We start from the raw sequence: 23364 nt of genomic DNA, 5'->3' as shown, positions 1-23364 counted from the left end.
GGGCGTAAACGCAGATGAACAACAGCCAATTCCCTTCGTTCTTCCAAAAATAGCGAAATAGGATTTTGGAGCAGGTGATAATCCTTAAATTAGTTTTATTTTTAGGCAAAGAAACATGGAGGAAATGCAAATTATGAAAAAAATAAGGCCTGAAATCATCCTCTTGGATGGGATCCAAAGTGCATCGGGTTTGCTGACCTTCATGGACAAACCGGAAGATTTCCCCATTCAGATCAAGAGAACTTTTTGGATCAGCAGAGTGCCTGAAGGAGGGGTGAGGGGTGTTCATGCACACTTGGAAGAAAACCAGGTACTGGTTTGTCTTCAGGGGCGTTTGAAGGTTTTTTTGGAAGATTTGGGAGGGGGAAAGTTTCAATTTGAGTTGACAGAACCCAATCAGGCCTTGGTTTTGCCGGCCTTGGTGTGGTCAGAGGTGACTTTCCATGATGCGGCCATCCTATTGGTTTTGTCCAATAAATTCTTCTCTGAAAAGGATTACATCAGAAAAAAACAAGATTTTGAAAGACTTCAGCAAGAATACAAAGTCAGACTTTAAATTTTCATTGGAGGAATCTGACCTACCAGATCATGATTACTTTTTGATGAATTTTCATCCGGAAAATGCCGTCCAATATCTCCGTGCAACTTTGGTCAAAAAGGGCCAGTTAAAAGCTGAAATATTCCTTTCCGTCAATGATGCCCATGAAGCGATTTCAATTCCCAATGCTCCGTTTGGCGGTTTTTGGATCCATGAATCTACTTCCTCCGAATCTATTTCCTTTTTTATTGAAACACTTATTATTTCCCTAAAGCAAAGAAATGTAACCAGTATCACGGCGATCCAAGCCCCGCTTATGTATTGTCACCATTCGGACTTGGTGGGTTATTTGTTGCACTCGGCAGGGTTTGAAGCCAAAAGAATATTAAACCATCAGTTTTTTGAAGGGAAAAAGAAACTGAAAAAGTTCTCACTTGAATTGGTGCTGAAGTACCAAAAAAAGACAAAATCACTAGGTCTTCAAGTGATGGTCGGAAATATCCAGAATTTTGGGTTTCTAAAGGAAATAAGGTCTTGGAATCAATACCGGGGATATGTATCCAATATTTCGGAAAGTCGGTTGGTACAGCAGGTTTCAAGTTTTCCCGAGCGCTATTTCGTAATCACCATTTGGGAGGAAGGAAAAGCAATTGCGCATGCATTGGCCGTTAAATTGACGTCCGACAGTCTTTATTATTACCTTTCTGCCATCGATCCAAAATCGCAATCCAAAATTGCGGGAGAATTGATCATGGTTCACTTACTCAAATTGGCAGCAGAACAGAAAGTTTCCTTTTTGGATTTGGGTTCTTCGGATCTGGAAGGGCAGCCGAACCACTCCCTTATGTTTTTCAAATCCAAGTTTTCCAACGCTTCTGAGAATAAAATCTTCTGGCACAAAACAATTTGAGGATGCAGGATTTTCCGCTAGTTTCAGTCATTTGCACCGCTTACAACCACGAGGAATTTATAGAAGAGGCTCTGGAAAGTGTCCTGTTGCAGTCATATTTAAATATTGAACTGATTGTCATTGATAACGGGAGCGATGACGAGACGGCTCATAAAATCCATAATTGGCTACATCGGCAAAAAGGGAGTGCGACAATCATATCCATTTTCAGAAAACAATCCCTGCCTTATTGTACCTCCTTCAATGTTGCCTTTTTGCAAAGTCAGGGAAAATATTTGATTGACCTTTCCGGAGATGATGCTTTGCTTCCCGAACATGTTTCGCAAAGTGTGCAAAGACTTTCCCATTCCGGAAATGCGGGTTTTTGTTTTTCGGATGTTTGGTTGGAAAAGGAGGGAAGCCCGAGCAAAACATTTTTCAAAAGGGATGATACAGGGCGATTGCTTGAAAGTGTAAGAGAAGGTGATCGGTACTGCGATTTGGTATCGAGACATTGCTTGATGTCTGTTTCTTTGGTAATCGATGCGCAAAAATTCAGAGACGAGGGGGGGTATGATGAAAGCTTGTCTTACGAGGATTTTGACATAATGGTGAGGTTGTCCAGAAAATTCCCAGTTGTCTTTTCCAATCATATCGGGGTCAAGAAAAAAATCTTACCGGACTCCTTTTCGGCCAAGCAATATTTTCCAAAAAGCACAAGTATGCTGAATTCGACTTTGATTGTTTGTCGGAAAATACAAGCCATGAACCAAACCAAAGCAGAAAACCAAGCCTTGTTGAACAGGGTGAATTTTGAATCAAAGCATGCTTTGGCCTCTTCAAATTTTGAGGTGGCCAAAGGATTTTTGAATTTGGCCAGAGAACTCGGTGAAAAGGGACCTCTCCATCAAATTTTCCGGCTTTGGGCCAAGTGGAGATTGGATTTCTCGTGGTTTTATCTCAGAATGACGAAAGACTAACCAACGATCACCTCGACCATATTTTCCTTTTTCAAATATTTCTTTCCGACAGACCGGATCTCTTCAGGATTGAAGCTGCGGATAAAGTCAAGTTGACGCTGAAAAAACCCAAAATCAAGCCCCGCCTGATGGATGGATTTGAATCGGTCTATCAAGTCAAAGGCGGAACTAAAATTGGAAAGGAAATTTCCGATCATATAGTTTCTCACCACTTCCAATTCCTGATCGGAAATCAACTCGGTTTGAAGCAAGTCCAGCTCTTTGTAGATTTCTCCAATGACCTCCTCCAAAAATTGTTTTTGAACATCGGCCATGACCACCCAATAATCCGCATCTTTTAGGCTGCCAATGCTGCTGTAGATGCCATAAGTATGTCCTTTTTCTTCTCGGATGTTTTTGATCAATCGGGATCCGAAATAACCACCGAGGAATGTATTGAAAACGTAAAGCGCAAAATAGTCGGGATGGTTTTTGGGTATCAGATGACAACCGATCCTCAAACTGGACTGAAGGGATTTCTCCCTGTTTTCATAAATTCTTGCTTTTGCCTTGTTGCTGAATACTGGGGACTCAATTTCTTTGAAGGTCACGGGCAAGGATTCAAAGGTTTGGGCAATCAAATCCAAAGCTGTTTCATTCAGATTCCCAGTCACGAATATTTCCGGATTGATCCAAAGTGAGTCCTTATAAAAAGCAAGGAGGTCTTCCCTTACAATCGCATCAACATCTTCTTCTGTGACAATCTGTCCATAGGAATGACCTTGATCAAACAATTGGTTGCGAAAGAGTTGGCTGGCTTGGACGCTGTTTTTTTCTCTTTGTATGGTGATGCTTAGGGATTTTTGGGATTTTCTTTTGACCAATTCCTTCTCCGGAAATATTGCTTCGGTGAAAAGCGATCTAAAAACCGGCAGCACCTTGGCGAAATGTTTCGTGGTTGTCAAAAGGGAAAGACCATTGTGCTCAAAATTGGAGATCACATCCACCTCACTGGCATAGGTGTCAAAAAAGTCATCCAATACCTCTGAATTTTTCGTTTTGGTTCCTTCCAATGTAAGGTGCAGGGTGAAATAGGCAACCAATTTTTTTTCCAAATCCCCGACCATGGATTGGGTATCGGTATTGATTTCCAGTTTTACTGCATCGACCGCTGTGGTGGGAATGAAAAACAAAGGGACTCCATTTTTGAGAGTCCTTTTTGTTGGTTTTGGTAAAGAAATGTCCTCTGGAATTTTAAATTCAGGGGCGAGAGATCTGTTCAATGTCATTTACTGGAGATATTATAGGCCAATGAAAAACGCAAGGTTTCTGCTAAAGGATGATTTTGAGTCTGCGGGACGAGATAGGAAAAGTCAAAACCCAATTGTTTGTAATTGAATCCAACGCCCATGGTGAAATATCTTCTTCCGCCCTTGTTGGGGTTTTCATAGAAGTACCCTGTTCTTAAGGAAAAGGCATTGTTGTACGTATATTCGATTCCAGCTGAAATCATGAGTTCCTTGATCTCTTCACTGAAACCTCCAGGTGCATCAGCAAATGAACCAAACATTCCAGATATCAAGGGTCTGTTCGGGTCTTTTCCTCCATTTGGAGCAATGATCAGGTTTCCATTGTCATCTCTAGCCAAACTACCATCTTCATTGGTTTGGTAAATGGGCGGGGTGGGCACCATCAATTTGTTTAGATCCAAAGCAAAGGTAATTTTATTGAATTCGTCCAAATTGACGGAATAGGCTGTACCGATTCTGAAATTGGTTGGGATGTAATCAAGATCATCGGCACTGTTGTAGGTGATCTTGGGTCCAATGTTGGTAATCGAAACTCCCCAAGACCACAAGCCTTGCCTGTTCCCTGGAAAAACCTCTTTTTTATAGTATAGGCCAACATCGGTTCCGACAGTCATACCAGGCCTACTTTCACTCCCACTGACCGAAGAGATACTTCCTGAAAGGTTGGAGTGTATGAATCTTGCAGAAATACCAAGCCCTAAATTCTCAGAGAGTTTTCTTGAATAAGTACCTCCAATCGCAATGTCACGTGGAGTGAATTCTCCCAATTCGTTTCCCCGTCCATCCGTAAGTTGGATGTCTCCCATATTGAAATACCGCAAATCGACGCCAAAAGCAGAAACGTCATCTATTTTTTTGTAGAAAGTCAGGTAACTGAGGGACATGTCGTTTACCAATTTCCCCAGCCAAGGAGAATAGGATAGTGAAAATCCCATTTCGTTCTCCACAAAAACCAATTTTCCAGCATTCCAATGCGCTGAATTTCCGTCCGGAGAAGTGGCAACTCCCACATCTCCCATACCGGAATGCCTGCTGTCTGGGGCGAAATTCAAAAAAGGGAGTGCGGTAGTGATGACCCTCCTGTTGGGGTCTTGTCCCGAGATAATGGTGGAGTTTTGGGCAACAGCATTAAAGGATAATAAACTTACCAAAATCAAAAAAAATGATTTTCTTGACGAATGATTGAATGATTTCTTCATTGAATAATTATTTTTCCACCCATGCTGTCCGAACTGCCATCCAATTCTGACAAGAGCTGTATCTCGTAAATATAAGTTCCTTTTGCCGGATATTTTGTTTTGTCGCGCAAAAAAATCCATTCCAAATCTTCCAAAATTGACGCAGCTTTCACATAACGTTTTTGTGCGGTATATATTTTCTGACCGCCAGTGGTGAAAACATTCAAGTTGAGCAAGATGTTTTCATTGGGCCGATTGTGCTCAATCGAAAAGCGGCTTTTTTCCGTCGCGGGATTGGGATAGGTTAGGTGTTTGATAATCTTGATCTCCAAACTTCCTTTTATGGTTATCTCTCGGGTTAGGGTCGAGCCATTCCCGACATTGTCCCATGCCTCAATGGTGATTATGTTTCCACCTTCTCTCAAGCCCTCCAAAAGCGTTTCTACCTTGCCGTTTTTATATCCACCATTAAGGGCAAGGTAATGGTAGTTCAATACTATTGGTGTGCCTCCATTGACGATCAGGCTGAGATCCTGCCCGATATTGTTGGGTGAAATATTAATGCCGCTGATGTCTTCCAAATGCACCAAAAGGGGTAGGGTAGTGGTGTTGAAGGTATTGGCATTTGTTGTGCTGTCTCCGAAAAAAAGTTGAATTTTTGGGCCTTCCTTATCTTCAGTACTGTTGCCTGAAGTTCCGCCGATGACGATTGTTTCTGCTCCCATAGCTTCTTGGGTGCCACGGTCCAACTTTGCGAATACCCTTATTTTCCCTTTTCCAAAACTATAATCAATGTTTTTTGGGATAAAAATCTCTGCCGCAAAAGTTCCTCCTGTGATGTTCCCCGAACCTTTGAAAAGGATACTGGTGTCCTCAAAAAAATCAGCGGGGCTACTTTCATCACCGAGTGTTCGGCTTTTTGATGGTTTGTCCGTGATGAGCAATTCGAAAATCCCGTTTGCATTGGCCAAAAAACCACCGGATAGTGGATCTATGATTTCCCCTTCGATTTTAAGGATTTGACTTGCCTTTAGGGTGTCGGCAGGAACGTCCAACAGGATGTCGAACACGTTTTCGATTTTGGTTTTTAATTCCGGGAGGGCCAGTTTCATGGAGGGATCGCCAAGTAAGGAGAAATTTCTGTTAAAAGCACCGTTCAGGCTGTTGTTTTTGGTCAGTCTGTAAATAGCTCCCAAATCCAGGTATTCCCCGTTTTCCTGATTGAAAACCGCCTCGATAAAAGCTTTGTTTAGTGCAAAATTGAGACTGCTGAATACTGGTCTTCCCGTGGTGAGCAAACCAATTGCGCCCTTTTTTCTCGCAAATAACAATTCCTCGGCTCCGGATCTTACGAATGGACTGTCATGTCGTCCAAATTCACATGTAGCGGTGACGAACAAGGGAAGCAATGGATTGTCGGGCCAATTGGCAAGGTCACTCACTGTAAATACCTGTTCGGCTGTCAAAGTTGTTTCGTTGCCATGACCGATATAATTCAAAAAAAGAACGCCCTCTTCAATTGTTTTGGACAATGCAGCCTTGGCGACAGGTGAAAATTGACGCGTAGAGGTCCTTAATTGTTCGAATTTGTCCAAATAGAGTTTTTCTATTTGGAATTCAGGGTGGTTTTCAGACAGGTAGGCAGCATGGCTTTCGGCATCATTGAGATGGATATTGTTGTCGGCATCGTCGGCAAAGAAGGCTATTTTCCGCTTCCAATCCCCAGCGGTATTTACCCTGTTTTCATAGGCAATAAGCTTGTCCACCATTACGGTCGCTTCAGCAAAGTTGGTGGCGGGAATCCGTCCTACCCCAATCTGTAATCTTTCGTCACCCGAGGTTGATTCCTCCCATTCGCCCTGTCCCCAATCCAGAAAACCGAAAAAATCATCCGAACTGTAAGTGGTCAAAGGATTGAGGCTATTCCTGGAACTGTATGTAGGGACCAAATTGGGCCTTCCTCCGACAAGGGTTTTGTAATCAAAAGTTCCTTTCCCGAAAAACAGGACATTTTTTAATTGTTTTTCTTTGTGGAAATGAAATGCCAGAAAATTCCTGATGGCAGAGACATCTTTGGTCCCGTACCCAAAGCCATCATAAATTTCCTTCAGGCGAACCACCTTGGTCTGAATTCCCAATCCATTTTTATGGGAAGCCAGTCTGTTGGCCTGTGAAATCAAATGGTCTGAAGTGATTATAATGAAGGGTTCCCTGATCGCGTTCTCCCTAATTGTCATATTTACGGGTTCCGGTCGGGAAATATCGACGATTTGGGTTGGGTCAAAAATAAGTATTTTCCCTCCCTTGTTCAGGACATGGTTTTTTTGGCTTTCCCAGATTTGATAGGGATTTGAAACATTCCAAACCTTGAAGTCCCCAGAGGTGGAAAAGATGGCAGGGTTCTCGTCCAAATGGTAATAAATCCCCGCAGAAAGATTTGCCGTGTTGAACGCTGAAACCAGAAGGGCATAATCCAAATATCCATTTCCATTCAAATCAGTGGTTTGATAAGCTATATTTAGGGAAATATTATTCGCATTACCAACAGAAAACCCGCTTTTCAATACGGCTTCCCTTCCCTTGATTCCATACGTTGAATTTGGAATGGAGGGCAGGGTGATGGTCTCGGTCACTTGTCCATTTGCCGTCAATTTGAATTCATTTTCACTGAGGGATTGACCCATCAAGTTTATCTTTAGGAATAAATCTGAATCAGACCCAATGGGTTTTTGAAATGAAATGACTTTTGACTGTCCCCTGAAAATGGGTTTGGAATACCAATTCCTTCCTGAAGATATAATATTGTTTTCCTCCCATTTTCGGGAGTTTATTTGATAAAGGCGGGTGCTGTTTGGATTTTGGATTGGATTGGATTGGAGTGCGATCTTGTTGCTGCTTACTTTTTTCCCGATCAAATAATACAGGGTATCTGCATAGTGATGATGTTGGTATTGGATTTCATCTTCCACTATCCCAATTTGATGGGGTCCTGCGGTGAAAAAATAAAGCGATTCTCCAATTTTTTGGGTGGGAATTTCCCTGAGCGTAAGTGACAAGCTGTCCAGCTTTTGGGGGATCATACCGGGATTTCCAAATAACGAAATTTCCTCCAAATCACCGACTCCCAGAGAGGATACTTGGCTCAGGGATATTTTGTAAACTCCTTCTTTGGTAATGGGGAATTTAAGGTAAGCAGTTTGGGATTTTGAAATTAGAGGGAAAGCCAATGGAAACAAAAGCAATATTCCTATTTTCCATAACCTGAACTTCAACTCCAAATCATTCATTTTTCACCCAAACATTTTCCAAAACAGAAAGCACAATATAGGAAATAATCACTAAGGGAATTCCAGCGATACCCAGTAAAACAATGCATACCAATCCAATCAAAAGCGTGATGTAGCGGAAAATGTTTGGTTTGATCTGGTAGTTTTTGAATTTGAGGGCAATCAAAGGGAGTTCCGCAACCAAAAGGAAAGACATTGCCAAGCTGATCAAAACCAAAGTGATGGGGGTGACAATAAAGGATTCCAATGCTGGGAATTTCTGGATCAAAAATGGCAGTCCGCTGATGAAAAGTGCATTTGCGGGTGTAGGGACGCCGATAAACCGATCCGACTGCCTTTCATCAACGTTGAATTTTGCCAAACGAAGAGCGGAAAATATTCCGACAATCAATGCGATATAAGGCAAATATGGCAGGTCGGAAATCTGCCTGATCCATTCAAAAAGGATAAAAGCAGGCAGTACACCGAAGGTCACCAAGTCCGCCAAAGAATCCAGTTGTTTGCCGATTTCACTGTGGACATGAAGCAGTCTGGCCACAAAGCCATCCAGAAAGTCAAAAACCGCCGCGATCAAAATAAAATAAGCACCGTATGTGATGTTTCCCTCCAGTACAAAATAAATCCCAACCATTCCACTGAAAAGGTTCAGGGAGGTTAAGGCATTGGGAATGTGTTTTTTTATGTTCAAAATCTTGCGTTTTTACCAACAAAAGGATTGTGGATTTTTTCATCACCAATGGTAGTGGCCGGACCATGGCCTGGGTAAACCTTTACCTCATCGGGCAAAACAAACATTTGATCCTTGATCGCACGCAATAAAGTAGCATGATCCCCACCCGGAAGGTCGGTTCTCCCGATACTTCCTTGAAAAAGGGTGTCCCCGGCGATGCAGGTGGATGTCTCGGGATGGTAAAAAATCAGATGGCCAGGCGCATGTCCCGGGACAAAAAAGATTTCCAATGTTGTGTTTCCGAAAGTGATGCTGTCTTTTTCGTCAATAAATTTATCCCCCTCAGTTTCCTCATACCCCGGGAAGCCATAATTGGAGGCGTAGGCTGAAACCGCTTTTAGAACTTGGACTTCGTTTTTGTGCATCCAAAGGGGGACCTGATATTTTCTTTTCACAAAAGCATTTCCCAAGACATGATCAATGTGGCAATGGGTGTTGATCAAATACTTTACCTTCAATCCCTCCTTCTCAATAAAGCCATTCAACAATCCCTGTTCTTCTTTTTCATAACAACCTGGATCGATGATGATTGCTTCCTTGGTCTCGTCATAGAGTACATAGGTGTTTTCTTGGAAAGGGTTAAATGTGAAGTGTCTTAGTTGCATCATATTGGAAACATTTTCTTTATTCCATCAAAATAACGAATAAAGAATTTATTTTTGGACATGGAAGTAGATTTTTTACTCATTGGTCAGGGATTGGCGGGTACGGTTTTGTCGTATCGGCTGTTGAAAGAGGGTAAATCCGTCCTTGTCATTGATCTGCCGGAAGGCAATAAAAGTAGTCGGGTAGCAGCGGGACTTTATAATCCAATAACTGGAAGGAGACTGGTGAAAACTTGGAATGCCGATCTTTTGTTCCCTGAAATTGAGCCGTTATATTCTTCCCTCGAAGAGGAATTGGGTACAGTTTTGTTACACGAAAAGCCAATTTACATTCCTTTCTTAAGTGTCGAGGAACAAAACGAGTGGATGGGCAAAAGCGGAGATGTCGAATTCGAGCCCTATCTGGAAAGGATTCAAATCCAAGGGCTATATTCCGAAGTGAATGACCCCTACGGAGGGATTTTGCTGAAGATGACCGGTTACTTGGACATCAATACCTTGTTGGACCACTATTCTACCTACCTGAAAAACAAAGCGGCTCTGATTGAAGGTGTTTTTGAAGAGAAGCAATTGCAACTCGATCCCGAATGTATTCGCTATGGCAATATCAAAGCAAAAGCCATTGTCTATTGTAATGGTTTAGGGGCAATGGAAAGCAAGTTTTTCGAAACTCTTCCCTTTGTGCCGGTAAAGGGGGAGATTTTGGATATTCAACAGGATTTTAAGCCACAGGAAATCATCAATAGGGGCGTATTTCGGGTGGTTTTGCCTGATGGATCGATTAGGCTGGGGTCGACATACAGCTGGAGCGATACCGATTATGGGCCTACTGAAGGCGCCAAAATCGAGCTTTTCGAAAAATCCGACAAATTGATTTTGGTGGAAGGAAAAAGGGTAATTCATCATAAAACTGGCATTCGGCCCACTACCCGAGATAGAAAACCAATTTTGGGTAAACATCCTGAATATGAAAGCGTTTATATTTTCAACGGTTTTGGGCCCAAGGGTGTTTCTTTGGTACCATACTACAGTAAAATGATGGTGGAATTGCTGATTCATGGCAATCGACCTGAAAAAGAGGTGGATATTAGTCGTTTTTTTAATTATATTTAAGATCTAAGTTGACGTCATCGAATGAAGAAAAACATTTTATTCATTGTCTTTACGCTGGGAATGCTCCTGGGGTCAAATGTGCTCCATGCGCAATTTGATAAGGAAAGGTTTGGGAAGAACAGGATCCAGCACAAGGAAATGGATTGGTACCTGTACAGCTCAAATAACTTTGAAGTTTATTATTATGGAGGGGGTATGGCCAATGCCAAGATGGCCATCGATTATCTGGAGGGAGAGTTTGACCGGCTCACCCAATTGATCGGCTATGTGGCATATACCAAGCCCAAAATTTTCATCTACAATTCCCCTGAGGAATTGCTCCAGAGTAATCTGAATTTGAACAAAGACGAGTACACTATAGATGGACAGACATTTTTTAGCAGATTGCTGGCAGAAGTGGCTTTTCCAGGTAATTGGGAAGCCTTCAAAAAAGACTTGATCTATGGCACTTCCAAAGTGATCATTGAGGAAATGCTTTATGGTTCTACCATTGCCGATGCATTTCAGTCCAATTTAATCAACAGTTTCCCTGAATGGTATATCGAAGGTGCTGCCATGTACCTTGCACACGGTTGGAGCAGGGAGATGGATGATTATGTACGTCATTATTTTAGAGAAGATAAGAAGGCGAGGCTCCATAGACTTCAAGAAAAAGAGGCGGTTTTAGTCGGTCAATCGGTCTGGAATTTCATTGTGGAGAAATACGGCAGAAGATATATTTCGAGCGTTCTTAATCTGAGTAGGATAAACAGAAACGAAGAAAACAGTATTGCAAATACCATAGGGGTCAATTATAATGCCTTTATGGATCAGTGGCGTCAGTTTTATGTTGGGAGTAACCAACAGGTTTTGACCAATTTTAAGGACATTCCCACGGCGAACCAAATCGCATCCACTTCCTCATCAGTTCTTGGAGGAATCAATGATATTAAATTTAGCCCAGACGCCAAAAACCTAGCATATGTGGTCAATAGTGGTGGGAAATTCAAAGTTCAGGTAAGAGAAATTTCAACAGGCAGGGAAAGGACGATTTACTCCGGTGGGTCGGTGTCCATCGATCAACCTGTAAACCTTACCACTCCGGTCATTGCCTGGAAGGACACCTTAAATTTAGCCATTGCAACTTTCAAAAGAGGAACAACCACCTTGAGGTCAAGGGCCATTGATGGATCTTCCCAAGACAAAATATTTCTTAGGAATATCACCCAGATTCTGAGCTTGGACTTCAATTCCACAGGGAGAAATATGGTTCTTTCCGCCATCTCCAATGGAAAAACAGATATATTTTCACTGAATGTAAGAGGGCAGGGCAGAAGGATTACCAACGATTTTTTTGACAATCTTTCACCGATTTTTTTGAATGATTCTACGATTATATATGTGTCCAATTTCACTGATTTGCCAGATTCGGTTTTGACCAAATCGCCGGATGTGAAAATATTGCCTGATTATTTCAACATTTTCAAAATCGATCTTGGGGATACCTTGGTCACCACTAAGTTGACAAATGTCAACAACCAGAATACCCGCCCTAGGGTGATGAATGGGAACAATATTTTGCATTTAAGTGACCAAAGTGGGATCACGAACCTGATGCGCTTGAGTATTTCCAATGGGATTTCCAGTCAAGTATCTGCTTTCAACAAAAGTCTGGAAAGTTTTGACTATTCTTCCAAGCTTAATAGGGTAGCCTATTCCTACAGGGATGGAAACCAGAGCAAATTGGTGGTGGAGGCCTTTTCCAATACAGATCAATTCACTCCCAGTACCCCAAGAATCCAACTGTCGCAAGCCAAAAGCCTGAATGAGAGAATCGCGGCGAGAAGGGCAGAACAACCTGATTCCATTAAAACGGCCCCTTTTAGAGGGGAAAATGACCGAACTCGCGATGCCTTTATCCGGGATACCCTTGTTAACCAAAATATTGAGGATTTAAGGGTGGAGGGTTTTTCTCGAAGCAATATTGTGCCAGTGCTTTCGGATACAATTCCGACTACCGAAAAGCTTACCGGAAGGATCAATACTGACAGGTTGCAATTTCAAAGGAAGGGCGGAATAGATACCGAAAATTATGTTTTCGATACGATCCCAGACCTGACGATGAACCAGCAGCGGCAATCGATGATTTCAGCATCCCGCAGCAGCCTTCTTGACAATTTCCGGAAACAAGGAATGCAAAAACAAGTGGTTGGACCTAGAAATATGACCCCACAATTCATCACCAGTAGCCTCAAAACGTTTTTTGTTGTGGATCCCCTTCGGGGTTTTGGCATCAGTTTGAATGGAAAGATGACGGATTTACTAGACAATCATTCTTTTCAGGGTGGCTTGATGACTACCTTGGATTTTAGATCCGGAGCTGATATTTATTTTGAATACGAATACCTCAAACATAGAATTGATTTTAGAGGAAGGTTTGATAGGAAGACCATTCAGATTTCGGAAGGAGACCTTACTTTCCAAAAATATGCGCTCACCAAAACAGAAATAGTCGTTTCTTACCCCTTGACTGTTCACAGTAGGTTTAGCCTATCGCCATTTGTTGCCAAAACACAATATTTCAATCTTAATACAGACTCTATCCTGAGAGGCGTCCAGCCCGATCAAAACAATTTTAATGTCAATTATGCTGGAGGAAAAGCTGAATTTGTCATAGACAAAACACAGCAATTGGGTTTATACATGCAGCAGGGTATGAAAGGAAAGATTGGAGCTGTCCACTACCAGGGATTGAACAATGGGGAAAGGTCCTTTTCCAATATTTATCTTGATTTCAGGAATTATCAAAAAATACATAAAAACATCACCTTTGCCACCCGGCTTTATGCAGGATCCTTTTTTGGCAAAAACCCACAATCCTATCTTTTGGGAGGTATGAATAATTGGTTGTTCAATCAATTTTATAGACCACCCACGAATCGACCGGAACAATCCCCAGTTAGAAATGAAGGAGGGTTTGAGAATTCCAATATACTTTTTGCGGAATTCGTTGATTTGAGAGGGTATGATTATGATGAAATACGGGGCAGGAACATGGTTACCTTCACAGCGGAGCTAAGATTCCCATTATTCTCCTATTTGTCACGGGGGAATATTACCTCCAACTTCATTAAAAATTTCCAAATGGTGGCTTTTTATGATGCAGGATCATCCTGGGATGATGCCGCACCTTGGGAAAAGGTGAATGACCAAAACACCGAAGTCATCAATACCAATGGTTCCCCATTTGTGATCACACTCAACAATTTCAACAATCCTTGGCTTCAAAGTTATGGAGCTGGATTAAGGACGGTATTGTTGAATTATTATGTGAAATTTGATCTGGCCCGACCCGTAAGAAACTACCAAAATAAAGATCTTAAATTTTATGTTACCTTAGGGTATAATTTCTAATCCCAAATTTTCTTTAAATATGATAAAATCCATGACAGGCTATGGTCTGGCAGGTTTTGAAGATGATAATTTCATCGTTAGTGTGGAGGTAAAAACCTTAAACTCTAAATTCCTTGACCTTTCCATTCGCAGTCCAAGACAATTTTCCGAAAAGGAATTTGATATCCGTAACCTTGTAAGCGGGGTCTTGGAAAGGGGAAAAGTGAATATATCCATTGATTTTGCCAATAAGAAAGGAGCGGAACTGCCCGTAAGTATCAACGAAGACCTTTTCCATTCATTTTATCAGAAATATCAGTCGCTTGCCTTGCATGTAGGCGCTGATTCGCCAGATCTTTTCAAACTAGCCCTGCAATCTCCCAGTGTCATCTCCAATGTAGTGGAAAAGACATCCGGAGTAGAAGAATGGGAGGCAGTGAAAAACGTATTGATCGAAGCACTTGAGCATTGCAATGCCTTTAGAGAGGATGAGGGTGAAGTGTTGGGTCGCAAGTTCAAGGAGAATCTAGGTGTGATAAGACAGGGATTGGATCGGATCATTATTGAAGACCCCATTCGAAAATCAAGAATCAGAGACAGGATCAAAAACAATTTTAAGGAATGGTTGGAGGAAAATAGTTTTGACGCCAATAGGTTCGAGCAGGAATTGATCTACTATTTTGAAAAAGTTGATATTACCGAGGAAATTGTCAGACTCGGAACACATCTTGATTACTTTGAGAAAAATCTGGAAGATGAATTCAATCAAGGTAAAAAGCTTGGTTTCATCAGTCAGGAAATCGGGCGGGAAATCAACACCATCGGGTCAAAAGCCAATGATGCAAGCATCCAAAAACATGTCATTGTCATGAAAGATGAATTGGAAAAAATCAAGGAACAAGCTTTGAATATCCTTTGAAACCGTGTGACGCATTGCCAATTCTTTTTGAGGATGAAATTGATTAATAATCATTCAGTTGTTTCCTGTTATTGACTTCACCATATCGGTAAGACGTTTTGTTTTGTCAATAGTCTGATTATTTACCAGTTCAACTCCAACAGGAAACCCAATGCCTATTTCGGGAAGAAACAGCGAAAAAAACAGCACATAAAAAAAGGACCCTTATGGTCCTTTTTTTATGTGCTGTTGGTATGATTAACCTAGTTTGAATCGAATAGGAAGTCTCATCCTTACTCTAACCGGGCGTCCTCTTTGCTTTCCAGGCTCCCATTTGGGTGCGTTGGCAACTACTCTAAGAGCTTCTTCATCACAACCCCCACCGATACCTCTAAGTATTGCGGCATCTTGAATAGATCCATCCGTATTGACTACGAATACCACATATACGGTGCCTTCAATCCCCATACGTCTCGCTTGGGTTGGGTATTTTAAGTTTTTGCTAAGGTATTGATTCCAACCTTCCATACCTCCTGGAGGCATTGGGGCGTTTTCCACAACATCAAAGATCTCATCTGCTTTTTCCACAACTGGAGCATCTGCGATGATTACCTCTTTGATAACCATATCCTCTTTTACATCCAAATCAAAATTAACCTCAATTTTCTCTTCGATTTCTACCTCATCGGGGATTTCTTGAATGATTGGCTGCTCAATTGGTGGCGGAGGTGGTGGTGGCTGTTCTGTAATAGGAATATCCAATAGTTCTTCAAAAGTATCGGCTACTTGTCCTAAGTCTTTCAAATCACCCCTGTCATAGGATTTGTATTCGAAAGCAAATAGAACCAATCCGACACTTATGGCCAGACCAAAATTCATGAACATTCCTGTTCTTTTGGTCAAATCAGCCGCTGGTGTTTTTTTAGCTTCCATTGATTTACGCTTTATAATGGTTATTATCTGATTACAATTTAAAGTTAACAATTTTAGCCATTTATTTTTATTTATACAAGTTTGGAATCCCTCTTGTATAAAATATAAAAACAAATTACGCCAATGGTTCCTCCAATGATGTTGGCGGCAATGTCCCAAAGATCAAAAGATCTGTTGGGTACATACTTTTGCAAATACTCTAGTAAGATAGCAAGAATTATTCCAAAGACTAAGTAATTAGTAAAAAAATTCAGTTTTTTTAACTTTTTCCTTGCATCCAAAGTCCCCACCCTACTCCAAAGAAATGTCAACATCCCAAATATCAGAAAGTGGACGACTTTGTCTTTTTGTGGAAACAAGGGTGTTGAGGGGAGGTTGTCACCAGGGGTAAACAAAGCCACGCACATAAGTAGCAGCCACAATACCGCAGGAATGAATCTGAATTTTAACAAAACCAATTAGGCGCCGATCAATTCGGTGTATTCTTCTACAGACAAAAGATCAGATGGGATTTCTCCTTCAAACTTCACTTTGATCATCCAGCCGGAGGAGTAAGGGGATTCATTGACCAATTCAGGGGATGATTCTAATTCTTCATTGAATTCAATGATTTCTCCAGAGAGGGGCATGAAAAGATCGGAGACTGTTTTAACCGCTTCTACTGTTCCAAACACTTCACCGGAAGCAATGTTTTCGCCGACAGTTTCCACCTCAACATAAACGATATCTCCCAATTCTTTCTGGGCAAATTCGGTTATGCCAATCGTAGCAATTCCATTTTCAAATCTTACCCACTCGTGGTCTTTTGTGTACTTTAATTCTTCAGGAAAATCCATATTTGTTTTTAATTAAGGAGTTCAAAAATACGAGGTTTAACCAAATGATAAAACCTATTGCGATAAATTAAATCTTAATTGCCCACCAAAAGCGGTAGAACTTCTCCTAAAGGCGGTGGTAACCCTTGGATCGTTGATGGTTCTGTCAAAATACAATTGGATATTGAGATTTTGATTGATGACATAACCGATAGTGGGACGAATTTGAATGTTGATGTTGCCATTGGTGACGGTACTTTCTTCACCTATTTTTCTTTGGACTTGTTGGGTATCGACTACCCGGGTGTTGATTCTGATTTGAAGGTCGTTGTTGAGGACCTCTTGTCTTCCTTGGATTTTGAAAGGGATCTTCACCCCAGCTTTGGTGTATCCGAGATCAAACCCAAAGTCCCGGCTTTTTTGTTCCGTCACCTGAGCATTGGAGAAATTCAATCCAATATTTCTTTCAGAATTGTATTCCATCGAAATGTTCAATCTCGTTTTCGTCAAGAAATTGACACCTACCAGTGGTGCAAATCGCTCGGTAAGGATCACTTGATTGAGGATGAAAATGGGGATATATTGACCGAATTCATTGGTGAGGGAAGCCCCTGGGATGCTCTGGATATTGTTGTACAATTCCAAACCTTTCTGATATAGAAGTGAGTTTGAAAAATTACTTACTTCAAACGTTGAGGCATACCCATGTGTAATATTGATACTTGAAAAATACTCACGCAGGGCAGGGATTTGGGAAAGTCCCTTATAATCCAGCCTCCAATTTGGCAAGGGGATTTTGGGGAAAGGGTTTAGCTCCAATGACTCGGGATCTCGGCCACCATAAGCGGCAAGAAAGGAAAGGGCCAACACATCCTGACCATTTATCGAATATTCTCCCCCAGGGTTTTGGGTATTGAGTCTGGATTGGATGATAGATCTGTACCCTTCAAAATTCGTGAATAAAGGAGAGTTGTTGTTCTGGTCATCTCTGGCAAATGTAGTGCGCATCATCGAATAGGTAATGCTGTAGGAGCCCATTCTATTTGGACTGAGCGATCCGAACTCTCCCGGAATTTGTTCAGAATTTCTGAAAATTTCGCTGTATTCCCCGTTTTCCCTTTTTCTAGCCTCTAGGGTAATGTTGAAATCACGAATAGGACTTGCCAAAGCATTGATTTGAAGGTTTTTGGATTGGTTCTGTCGGAACAATTGGGTCATTTCGGCACTTGGTGCCATTAGGCCTTGATTGGCCAAGTCAAACCGAATATTTGGATTTTGGCTTCCGGTAATAAATCCTAGACCTGGATTCATAAAGCTCCTGTCCAATCCAAGCAAATTTGTGTTTTCCATATATCCGGGCAGGAATGTGCCCTCAATGATGGAATACCTAAAATTTATATCCTTGACCATCGTCAGCAATTTCAAAAGTTTATTCGTGAATGGAGTGCCTATGGTGTCTTGTGCATTGATAGTGGTTCTTCCGGGGATGCTTGGCCGCCTTGGTGCACTCAAGGCCTTTAGCTTGGCGCTTTTGTTATACAACCTGACAAAATCCAGTTTGCCGTTGAAGGCTCGGTCCCTGGTGTTTTGGATCACATTCCCCAAAGTGTCTTTTTGTCCAATGGCACCAGTCAGCCATGAATAATTTGCCGAATATCGCATGTCTGCCCTAATCCAATCCAGACTTGGGACCTTGTCCAAAGGCAGGGTGTAGTTCATCATCAATTGATGGGTATAATTGGTGGTTCTTCCCAAGTTTCTGATGTTGGTCCTTAGGGAATCCCTTTTCACCTCCGAATCGAGGTCTCCTTCAGGCTCATCGATCACTGATAGGACTCTGCTCATGAAATCCACACGGAGGTTTTTGGTAAGATCCCAATTCAGGTTGTAGGATCGATTCAGGAAGAAGCTTTTTTGGAAGAATGGATCCACACCCTCAATTCCCAATTGGTCATTTCTGTACTGGGTACGCATAAAACGCCGGTCCAAGTCCAGTCGGGCAGTGAACAGGGTGGGGGAGAAATTGAAATTTATATCTTTGATTAGTTTTAGATGTTTTCCACTGAGTTTTTCGGAATTCTTGAATGGCTCAAAAACCAATGGTTTGGGCTGGTAATTATAGCTGACATTTCCCACGTATGTCTCATAATTGTAGCTCTCGGTATTGATGTTGCTTTGTTTTACCGAGCCATAAGCATACGAAAAGGAGAAATTGCTCAAATCATAAACATGTGTTTTTTCCTTTTCAGGGTTCTTGTTTTTCCTGACATTGGTAAAACCGATATTTTTTCTTTTTACCTGATCTACGACCTGTTTTCTATAAAATTCCCTTTCTGAGTCGGTGCTGAATTTCCCTAAGGCCACTTCAAAAGGCACATCTGGATTCAAGGGGTCAAATTCTGGCCTGATGGAAGCATTTTCAAAGCTGACATACATGGGGATATTCACGTTCAGGGCTTCCGGTAGCAATTTGTCCACATTGATGTTGGCTGAAATATCATATTGGGTGCTCGCCTGTCTTGCCCTTTGTGACAAGCGGGTTTCCAATCCTCCAAAACCTATTGCGTTGTGTCTGATGGAAGTCGAAATGACAGCTACATCTGCAATTTTTGCATTCAATATGGCATTGGCTGCCCAGCCTGAGGACTCGTTGAATCCAGTGACGCGCAATTCATTTGCCCAAAGACAAACAGATCTTGCCGCGGTTCCGCTGTTCCCAGGATTTCTGATTCCAATCATCATGCCCTGAATCATACTCAATTCTGGCCTACCGACGACTGTAACCTTGTATTGACGAATGTCTTGGCTAAAGGCGAGGTTCAAAGGAACCCGTTGATTGTCTCTTGCTACTTTTACCCCCACGATTTCGCTGATCGCCACATCGATTTCATTTTCAAGAGGCCAAATCTGACTTGGATCCCTCGTTCCTTTCGGAGTGATCAATAATGGAACTTCTATTTCGTAGTAATTGTCCGTGTAATCTGTGCCGATTCTCAAAAATGCTGTAAGCTCGCCATCGCGTGCATCCTCACTGTCTGCATGAAAAAACATCTTCAATCTTTTGAATTGGACCATGTCCAGACCATTCATGTTTTTGAACACTGCTCGGGCATCTCGGGCCTGCAAATCTTCCACACAAAGTTTGAGGGATTGCTCATTGAGCTGTCTTTCCACTGTGGACAGGTTGTCTCTGTCTCGGGTGATTCCCGGAGGCAGCACGTAGGGGCTCTGGGTGGGGCTTCCCTGGCTGTTTTCTTCAATGTTCACCACACCCACAGTCAAATTTGAATTGTCAGGTTCCGGAACTTCAAAAAAGCCACGTTCAAAAAGCGATTCTTGGAATACCCTCCATTGGGAACCTACCAGTCGAAAATTCGCCATCCTGAGCACAACAGGTTGTTCAAATCCGGTCAAATAAGTTCTCATAAACCGAATGGATTTAAAGCCGCTGATATCTCCTTCTGTTCTATCCGGAGTCCTTACAGGGATTCTAAACAAATACCAAGAAACTTCATCACCGCTTTGATTGCTCGTAACCTTATCTACAATGTAATTGCTCCCTACTTCCAATTCATTGGGTTTTAGGTCAATTTCATACTCATAATAATTTTCAAGTTCGTTGATGGTATTGTCATTGTTCAAATCTTCATTATCGGGAAGATTGGAGCCAGAAGGGATATAGGGCAAATTGACATTGGAGGTGATAGGGGTGTTTCCCTCCATCCCGTTGAATTTCTTGTATCTTTCCAAGATTTTGGTGTCACTTCGGTCAAATGTTTCATCCAGATAATATTGAAAATTATCGGAAGATACGTCTTCTAAAATCCGGGCAAGTGCAGGAGGGTTGACATTCAGTCGATTGAGGAATCGGTCCCTGAAAAAAGCAACTTCATCTTCACTTTTGAGACCATCAAGACCTACATCCTGGTTTGCCCTTGCCGTAGGAGAGTTGTCGAAAGCAGGAATGAGAAATTGTTGTCTCGTAATCCTACCCCATTCGGTCATTGTCGTCTGGTTCGGATCTCCATCTACGGGAAGACCGTTTTCAAAACCGTGTCTTCCATCCTTGATAATGTCTTCAGAAATATCCCCCAAGTTGAATCTTAGCTTTCCTCCAGTGGTGTTGTTCTGATTAAAAACCCCATCCAGCACCCGGCCATTTTCTCCTTGGATGAATGGATCCAGCAACCAAAATTCCAAGTATTCAATATTTGTCCTGTCAAAATCCACTTCCGTTGTAATGGCTCGGGTGACACCACCATAATTGCTTTTTGGATCTGGGAGAAGTCCATCGGGCGTAAGTGCTGGATTGTAATTGTACATTCCTCTTTCAGCAGGGAAATAGGCCAATTCGAAAAGTGGCTCTGGTACCACGATTACATCACGATCCCTTCTGGGGAAAATTTCTTGGGGGATAACTCTCCTCACATAATGATTGCTTCGGTCTACCCTGCTGATGTTGGAAGGGACACCTTGGCCTTGTTCCCTATAGAAGATGTTGTCGATATTGTACCAAGCGACCCGAGCCCTTTTGTAGGCGTTTCCGAGTTTGTCTTCGGTCATCAGGCTCAAATCAAAAGCATCATTCTCGGTTTTGGGCGTAGCCGCCAACTTCCAAGTCTGGGCAGCAGCACCACCCAAGTTGGATGGGATAATGGCAGATTCAAAGTCATCGATATAGGATGCAGCCTCTCCATTAACCTTGTTTGATGTTCCCGGAAGGAGTTGTGCGAATTCACCGCTGATTTGCACCAGGGATTCTTCCTTGGTGTTGGTGAAAGGCAATGCATCAGCAAATTTCGTCAAAAACCTTGACTCGTCGCTGAAATTGGCATCCAAGCCCCACATACTGTTTCTCAAAGTCTCGCTTCCTGTCGCTATTCTGGTGATATTGGGTCTTTCGTTGAGGAAAAGGAAAGTGCCTCCCACGTTGAATTTGTCACTGTGCAAATAATCGATTCTGGTGCCCAAAAGACTCCTGGTCTGAAAAGAAACCAAATCGGCCTTTTCAAAACTGATGGAAATTCTTTTTCCAGATTGTAAAATCCCTTCATTGATGATATTGACCCTTCCGATGTTGTAATCGATGGTGAAATCAACCCCTTCGGTAAGGGGGATGTTTCCTGCCATGACGATGACGGATCCGGGAGAAATATTCAGACCTGGGAGGAGTATCTCAGAGGAGGAACCGGCGTTGAGCCTTCCTTTTAAGAAAAATTTGTTGAGTCTGGTGACCAATTCCGCATCCGCTTGGGTGGTTCGGTAAAGGGTATCATAGACATATTTGTCTTGCAGCACCGCTTCATTGGGGAGAAAGAGTTTTTCCAAGGTTTTCCCGAAGGGTTCCAAAACAGGGAAAACCAAATAACCCCTGTCTGGGAAAATAGTGACCCCCGGAATGAAATCGAAATTTCCGTCAGGGGAAGGGTCATTCTGGGGATTCAGGTTATCCAAACCTGTCAATCGGATTAAGGGCTGATTTTTTAAATTCGCACCTTCCAACAAGCTGGGATTGTCCAATCCCGTCCGGTCATCCCGATAGATGATCTGGAGTTGGAAACCGTCTTGCTTTATTTGGGCTGCATTCAGGTTGTATATATTTTTCATCATCAGGTCCCAAGTTGGAATCCTGGTATTGATCCTTGCGGGCCTTAGGAGTTTCATGAAAATGATCTCATTTTCGGGCCTGTTTTGATAGTCTTCCGATAATTCACCAACCTTGAAAACATTGCCATTGAAGGTGTATTCATAGGAAACGGCAAGTACTTCATCATTTTGGAGCTTCCTAGACAATGAAATATATCCAAGTTCCCGATTGAAAATAAATTCGGTGGGAGCCAACTTTCTCGAACCATTGATCTGCTCAAAATCAACTCCTTTCACTAGTCCAAGAGCGTTTTCTATTGCATTTGATCCAGTATCAAAGGGTCTGAAGGAGGGATTACCGTTGAGGTTGGCATAGAGAAGGTTGGCCGCGTTTCCTGCAGGGGCTCCGGGAGATCCCGGTCCAACATTGGGGTTTCCTGGCTTGAAAACCCGTTGGCCTTCTCCAAGATCTATAAATGCGGCAAAGTTCCGGAGGGTTTCGGTGTTGTTTGCCCGGTTCATGATGTAAACTTCCACTCTGGTGACATTTACCCCTGAAAGAATCTGAGGCAAACCTCTCAACCATCTTTCGTAATTTTCCCTGAAAAAATGTCCCAGAAAGAAATGCCGATTTTCATCATAATCGGAGCCTTGGATCTCAAAATTTCTCCCCTGACCTCCTCCTTCGATGACCAGTTCATCCCTTCTTCCCCTTTGGGTAGAAGCAACGCCTGTAACCATCAATTTCCCGAATTGGAGCTGTGTTTTGACACCGAAAAGATTTTGTGCACCTTGAATCAAGCTGTTTTGGATCGGCATGCTGACATTTCCGATTTCGATGCTTTTGATGATGTCTTCCTGAAACCCTGTGTATTCTACCTTGAGTTGATTTTGAAAATCAAAAGAATTGTTTGAGTCAAAATTGGCGCCCAGCTTCATCTTTTGACCCAAAGTTCCATTCACACTCATTTGGATCTGTTGGTCGAAATTGAACCCGCCATTCTGTTGTTGTCGGATGGGTATCGAGGGATTGTCTATTCTTCGAAAGATTGCACCTAGATCCAAGTTGACATAGCCGGTGGGGGTAATGTTGATCTCACTTCCCCCAAAAATCCGGTCAAAAGTAGGGCTTACCGTAATAGGGGGGATAA

At 42.2% G+C, this 23364-nt stretch carries 15 protein-coding genes; 6 read left to right on the top strand and 9 right to left on the bottom strand.

What is annotated here, in order from left to right; translation table 11 throughout:
• The first annotated feature begins 133 nt into the window (after positions 1-133).
• Genes Q7J63_RS00495 through Q7J63_RS00485 form a run of 3 tightly spaced genes read left to right on the top strand, consistent with a single transcriptional unit; the run spans position 134 to position 2407 of the window.
• Complete coding sequence (locus Q7J63_RS00495) at positions 134-556, top strand: FdtA/QdtA family cupin domain-containing protein (RefSeq protein WP_304883528.1); 423 nt, start codon at positions 134-136, stop codon at positions 554-556.
• Positions 519-1448, top strand: a complete 930-nt coding sequence (locus Q7J63_RS00490) for a hypothetical protein (RefSeq protein WP_304883527.1) — start codon at positions 519-521, stop codon at positions 1446-1448. The genes Q7J63_RS00495 and Q7J63_RS00490 overlap by 38 nt, the downstream gene beginning before the upstream one ends.
• A gap of 2 nt (positions 1449-1450) precedes the next feature.
• Positions 1451-2407: a glycosyltransferase family A protein gene (locus tag Q7J63_RS00485; protein ID WP_304883526.1), complete on the top strand. Its 957-nt coding sequence runs from the start codon at positions 1451-1453 to the stop codon at positions 2405-2407.
• Here Q7J63_RS00485 and Q7J63_RS00480 read toward each other — a convergent pair.
• Genes Q7J63_RS00480 through Q7J63_RS00460 form a run of 5 tightly spaced genes read right to left on the bottom strand, consistent with a single transcriptional unit; the run spans position 2404 to position 9499 of the window.
• Positions 2404-3675 carry a pitrilysin family protein gene (locus tag Q7J63_RS00480; protein WP_304883525.1) on the bottom strand — a complete coding sequence of 424 codons (1272 nt, stop codon included), beginning with the start codon at positions 3673-3675 and terminating at the stop codon, positions 2404-2406. The two genes, Q7J63_RS00485 and Q7J63_RS00480, sit on opposite strands and share 4 nt — an antisense overlap.
• On the bottom strand, positions 3672-4895 hold the full coding sequence (gene porV / locus Q7J63_RS00475; RefSeq protein WP_304883524.1) for a type IX secretion system outer membrane channel protein PorV: 1224 nt from the start codon (positions 4893-4895) through the stop codon (positions 3672-3674). Before porV ends, Q7J63_RS00480 begins: the two co-directional genes overlap by 4 nt.
• A complete protein-coding gene (porU, locus tag Q7J63_RS00470) occupies positions 4892-8161 on the bottom strand; it encodes a type IX secretion system sortase PorU (protein WP_304883523.1) in 3270 nt (1089 codons plus the stop codon). Before porU ends, porV begins: the two co-directional genes overlap by 4 nt.
• Positions 8154-8849 carry a CDP-diacylglycerol--serine O-phosphatidyltransferase gene (pssA, locus tag Q7J63_RS00465; protein WP_304883522.1) on the bottom strand — a complete coding sequence of 232 codons (696 nt, stop codon included), beginning with the start codon at positions 8847-8849 and terminating at the stop codon, positions 8154-8156. Before pssA ends, porU begins: the two co-directional genes overlap by 8 nt.
• On the bottom strand, positions 8846-9499 hold the full coding sequence (locus Q7J63_RS00460) for an MBL fold metallo-hydrolase (protein WP_304883521.1): 654 nt from the start codon (positions 9497-9499) through the stop codon (positions 8846-8848). Before Q7J63_RS00460 ends, pssA begins: the two co-directional genes overlap by 4 nt.
• A gap of 57 nt (positions 9500-9556) precedes the next feature.
• On the opposite strand from Q7J63_RS00460, the gene Q7J63_RS00455 reads away from it, so the two are divergent.
• The 3 genes from Q7J63_RS00455 to Q7J63_RS00445 are packed head-to-tail and all read left to right on the top strand — an operon-like array spanning position 9557 to position 14900.
• Positions 9557-10609, top strand: a complete 1053-nt coding sequence (locus Q7J63_RS00455; protein WP_304883520.1) for an FAD-binding oxidoreductase — start codon at positions 9557-9559, stop codon at positions 10607-10609.
• Between the two features lie 21 nt (positions 10610-10630).
• Entirely contained in the window at positions 10631-14002 is a 3372-nt protein-coding gene (locus Q7J63_RS00450; protein WP_304883519.1) for a biopolymer transporter Tol, read from the top strand.
• A 19-nt stretch (positions 14003-14021) separates the two neighbouring features.
• Positions 14022-14900, top strand: coding sequence for a YicC/YloC family endoribonuclease (locus tag Q7J63_RS00445; RefSeq protein WP_019597915.1), 879 nt, complete (start codon positions 14022-14024; stop codon positions 14898-14900).
• Positions 14901-15137: 237 nt separating this feature from the next.
• Here the strand turns inward: Q7J63_RS00445 and Q7J63_RS00440 are convergent, their stop codons facing one another.
• From Q7J63_RS00440 to sprA, 4 genes are all read right to left on the bottom strand, one after another.
• Positions 15138-15812, bottom strand: coding sequence for an energy transducer TonB (locus tag Q7J63_RS00440; RefSeq protein ID WP_304883518.1), 675 nt, complete (start codon positions 15810-15812; stop codon positions 15138-15140).
• 71 nt (positions 15813-15883) lie between these two features.
• Positions 15884-16219, bottom strand: coding sequence for a VanZ family protein (locus Q7J63_RS00435; RefSeq protein ID WP_304883559.1), 336 nt, complete (start codon positions 16217-16219; stop codon positions 15884-15886).
• A 51-nt stretch (positions 16220-16270) separates the two neighbouring features.
• Complete coding sequence (gcvH, locus tag Q7J63_RS00430) at positions 16271-16648, bottom strand: glycine cleavage system protein GcvH (RefSeq protein WP_304883517.1); 378 nt, start codon at positions 16646-16648, stop codon at positions 16271-16273.
• Between the two features lie 54 nt (positions 16649-16702).
• On the bottom strand, positions 16703-23364 hold a 6662-nt coding region (sprA, locus tag Q7J63_RS00425), incomplete at its 5' end, for a cell surface protein SprA (RefSeq protein WP_304883516.1).

Source organism: Rhodonellum sp. (genome assembly GCF_030656585.1).
Taxonomy (GTDB): domain Bacteria; phylum Bacteroidota; class Bacteroidia; order Cytophagales; family Cyclobacteriaceae; genus Rhodonellum; species Rhodonellum psychrophilum.
This window is presented reverse-complemented; position numbering and strand designations above follow the sequence as displayed.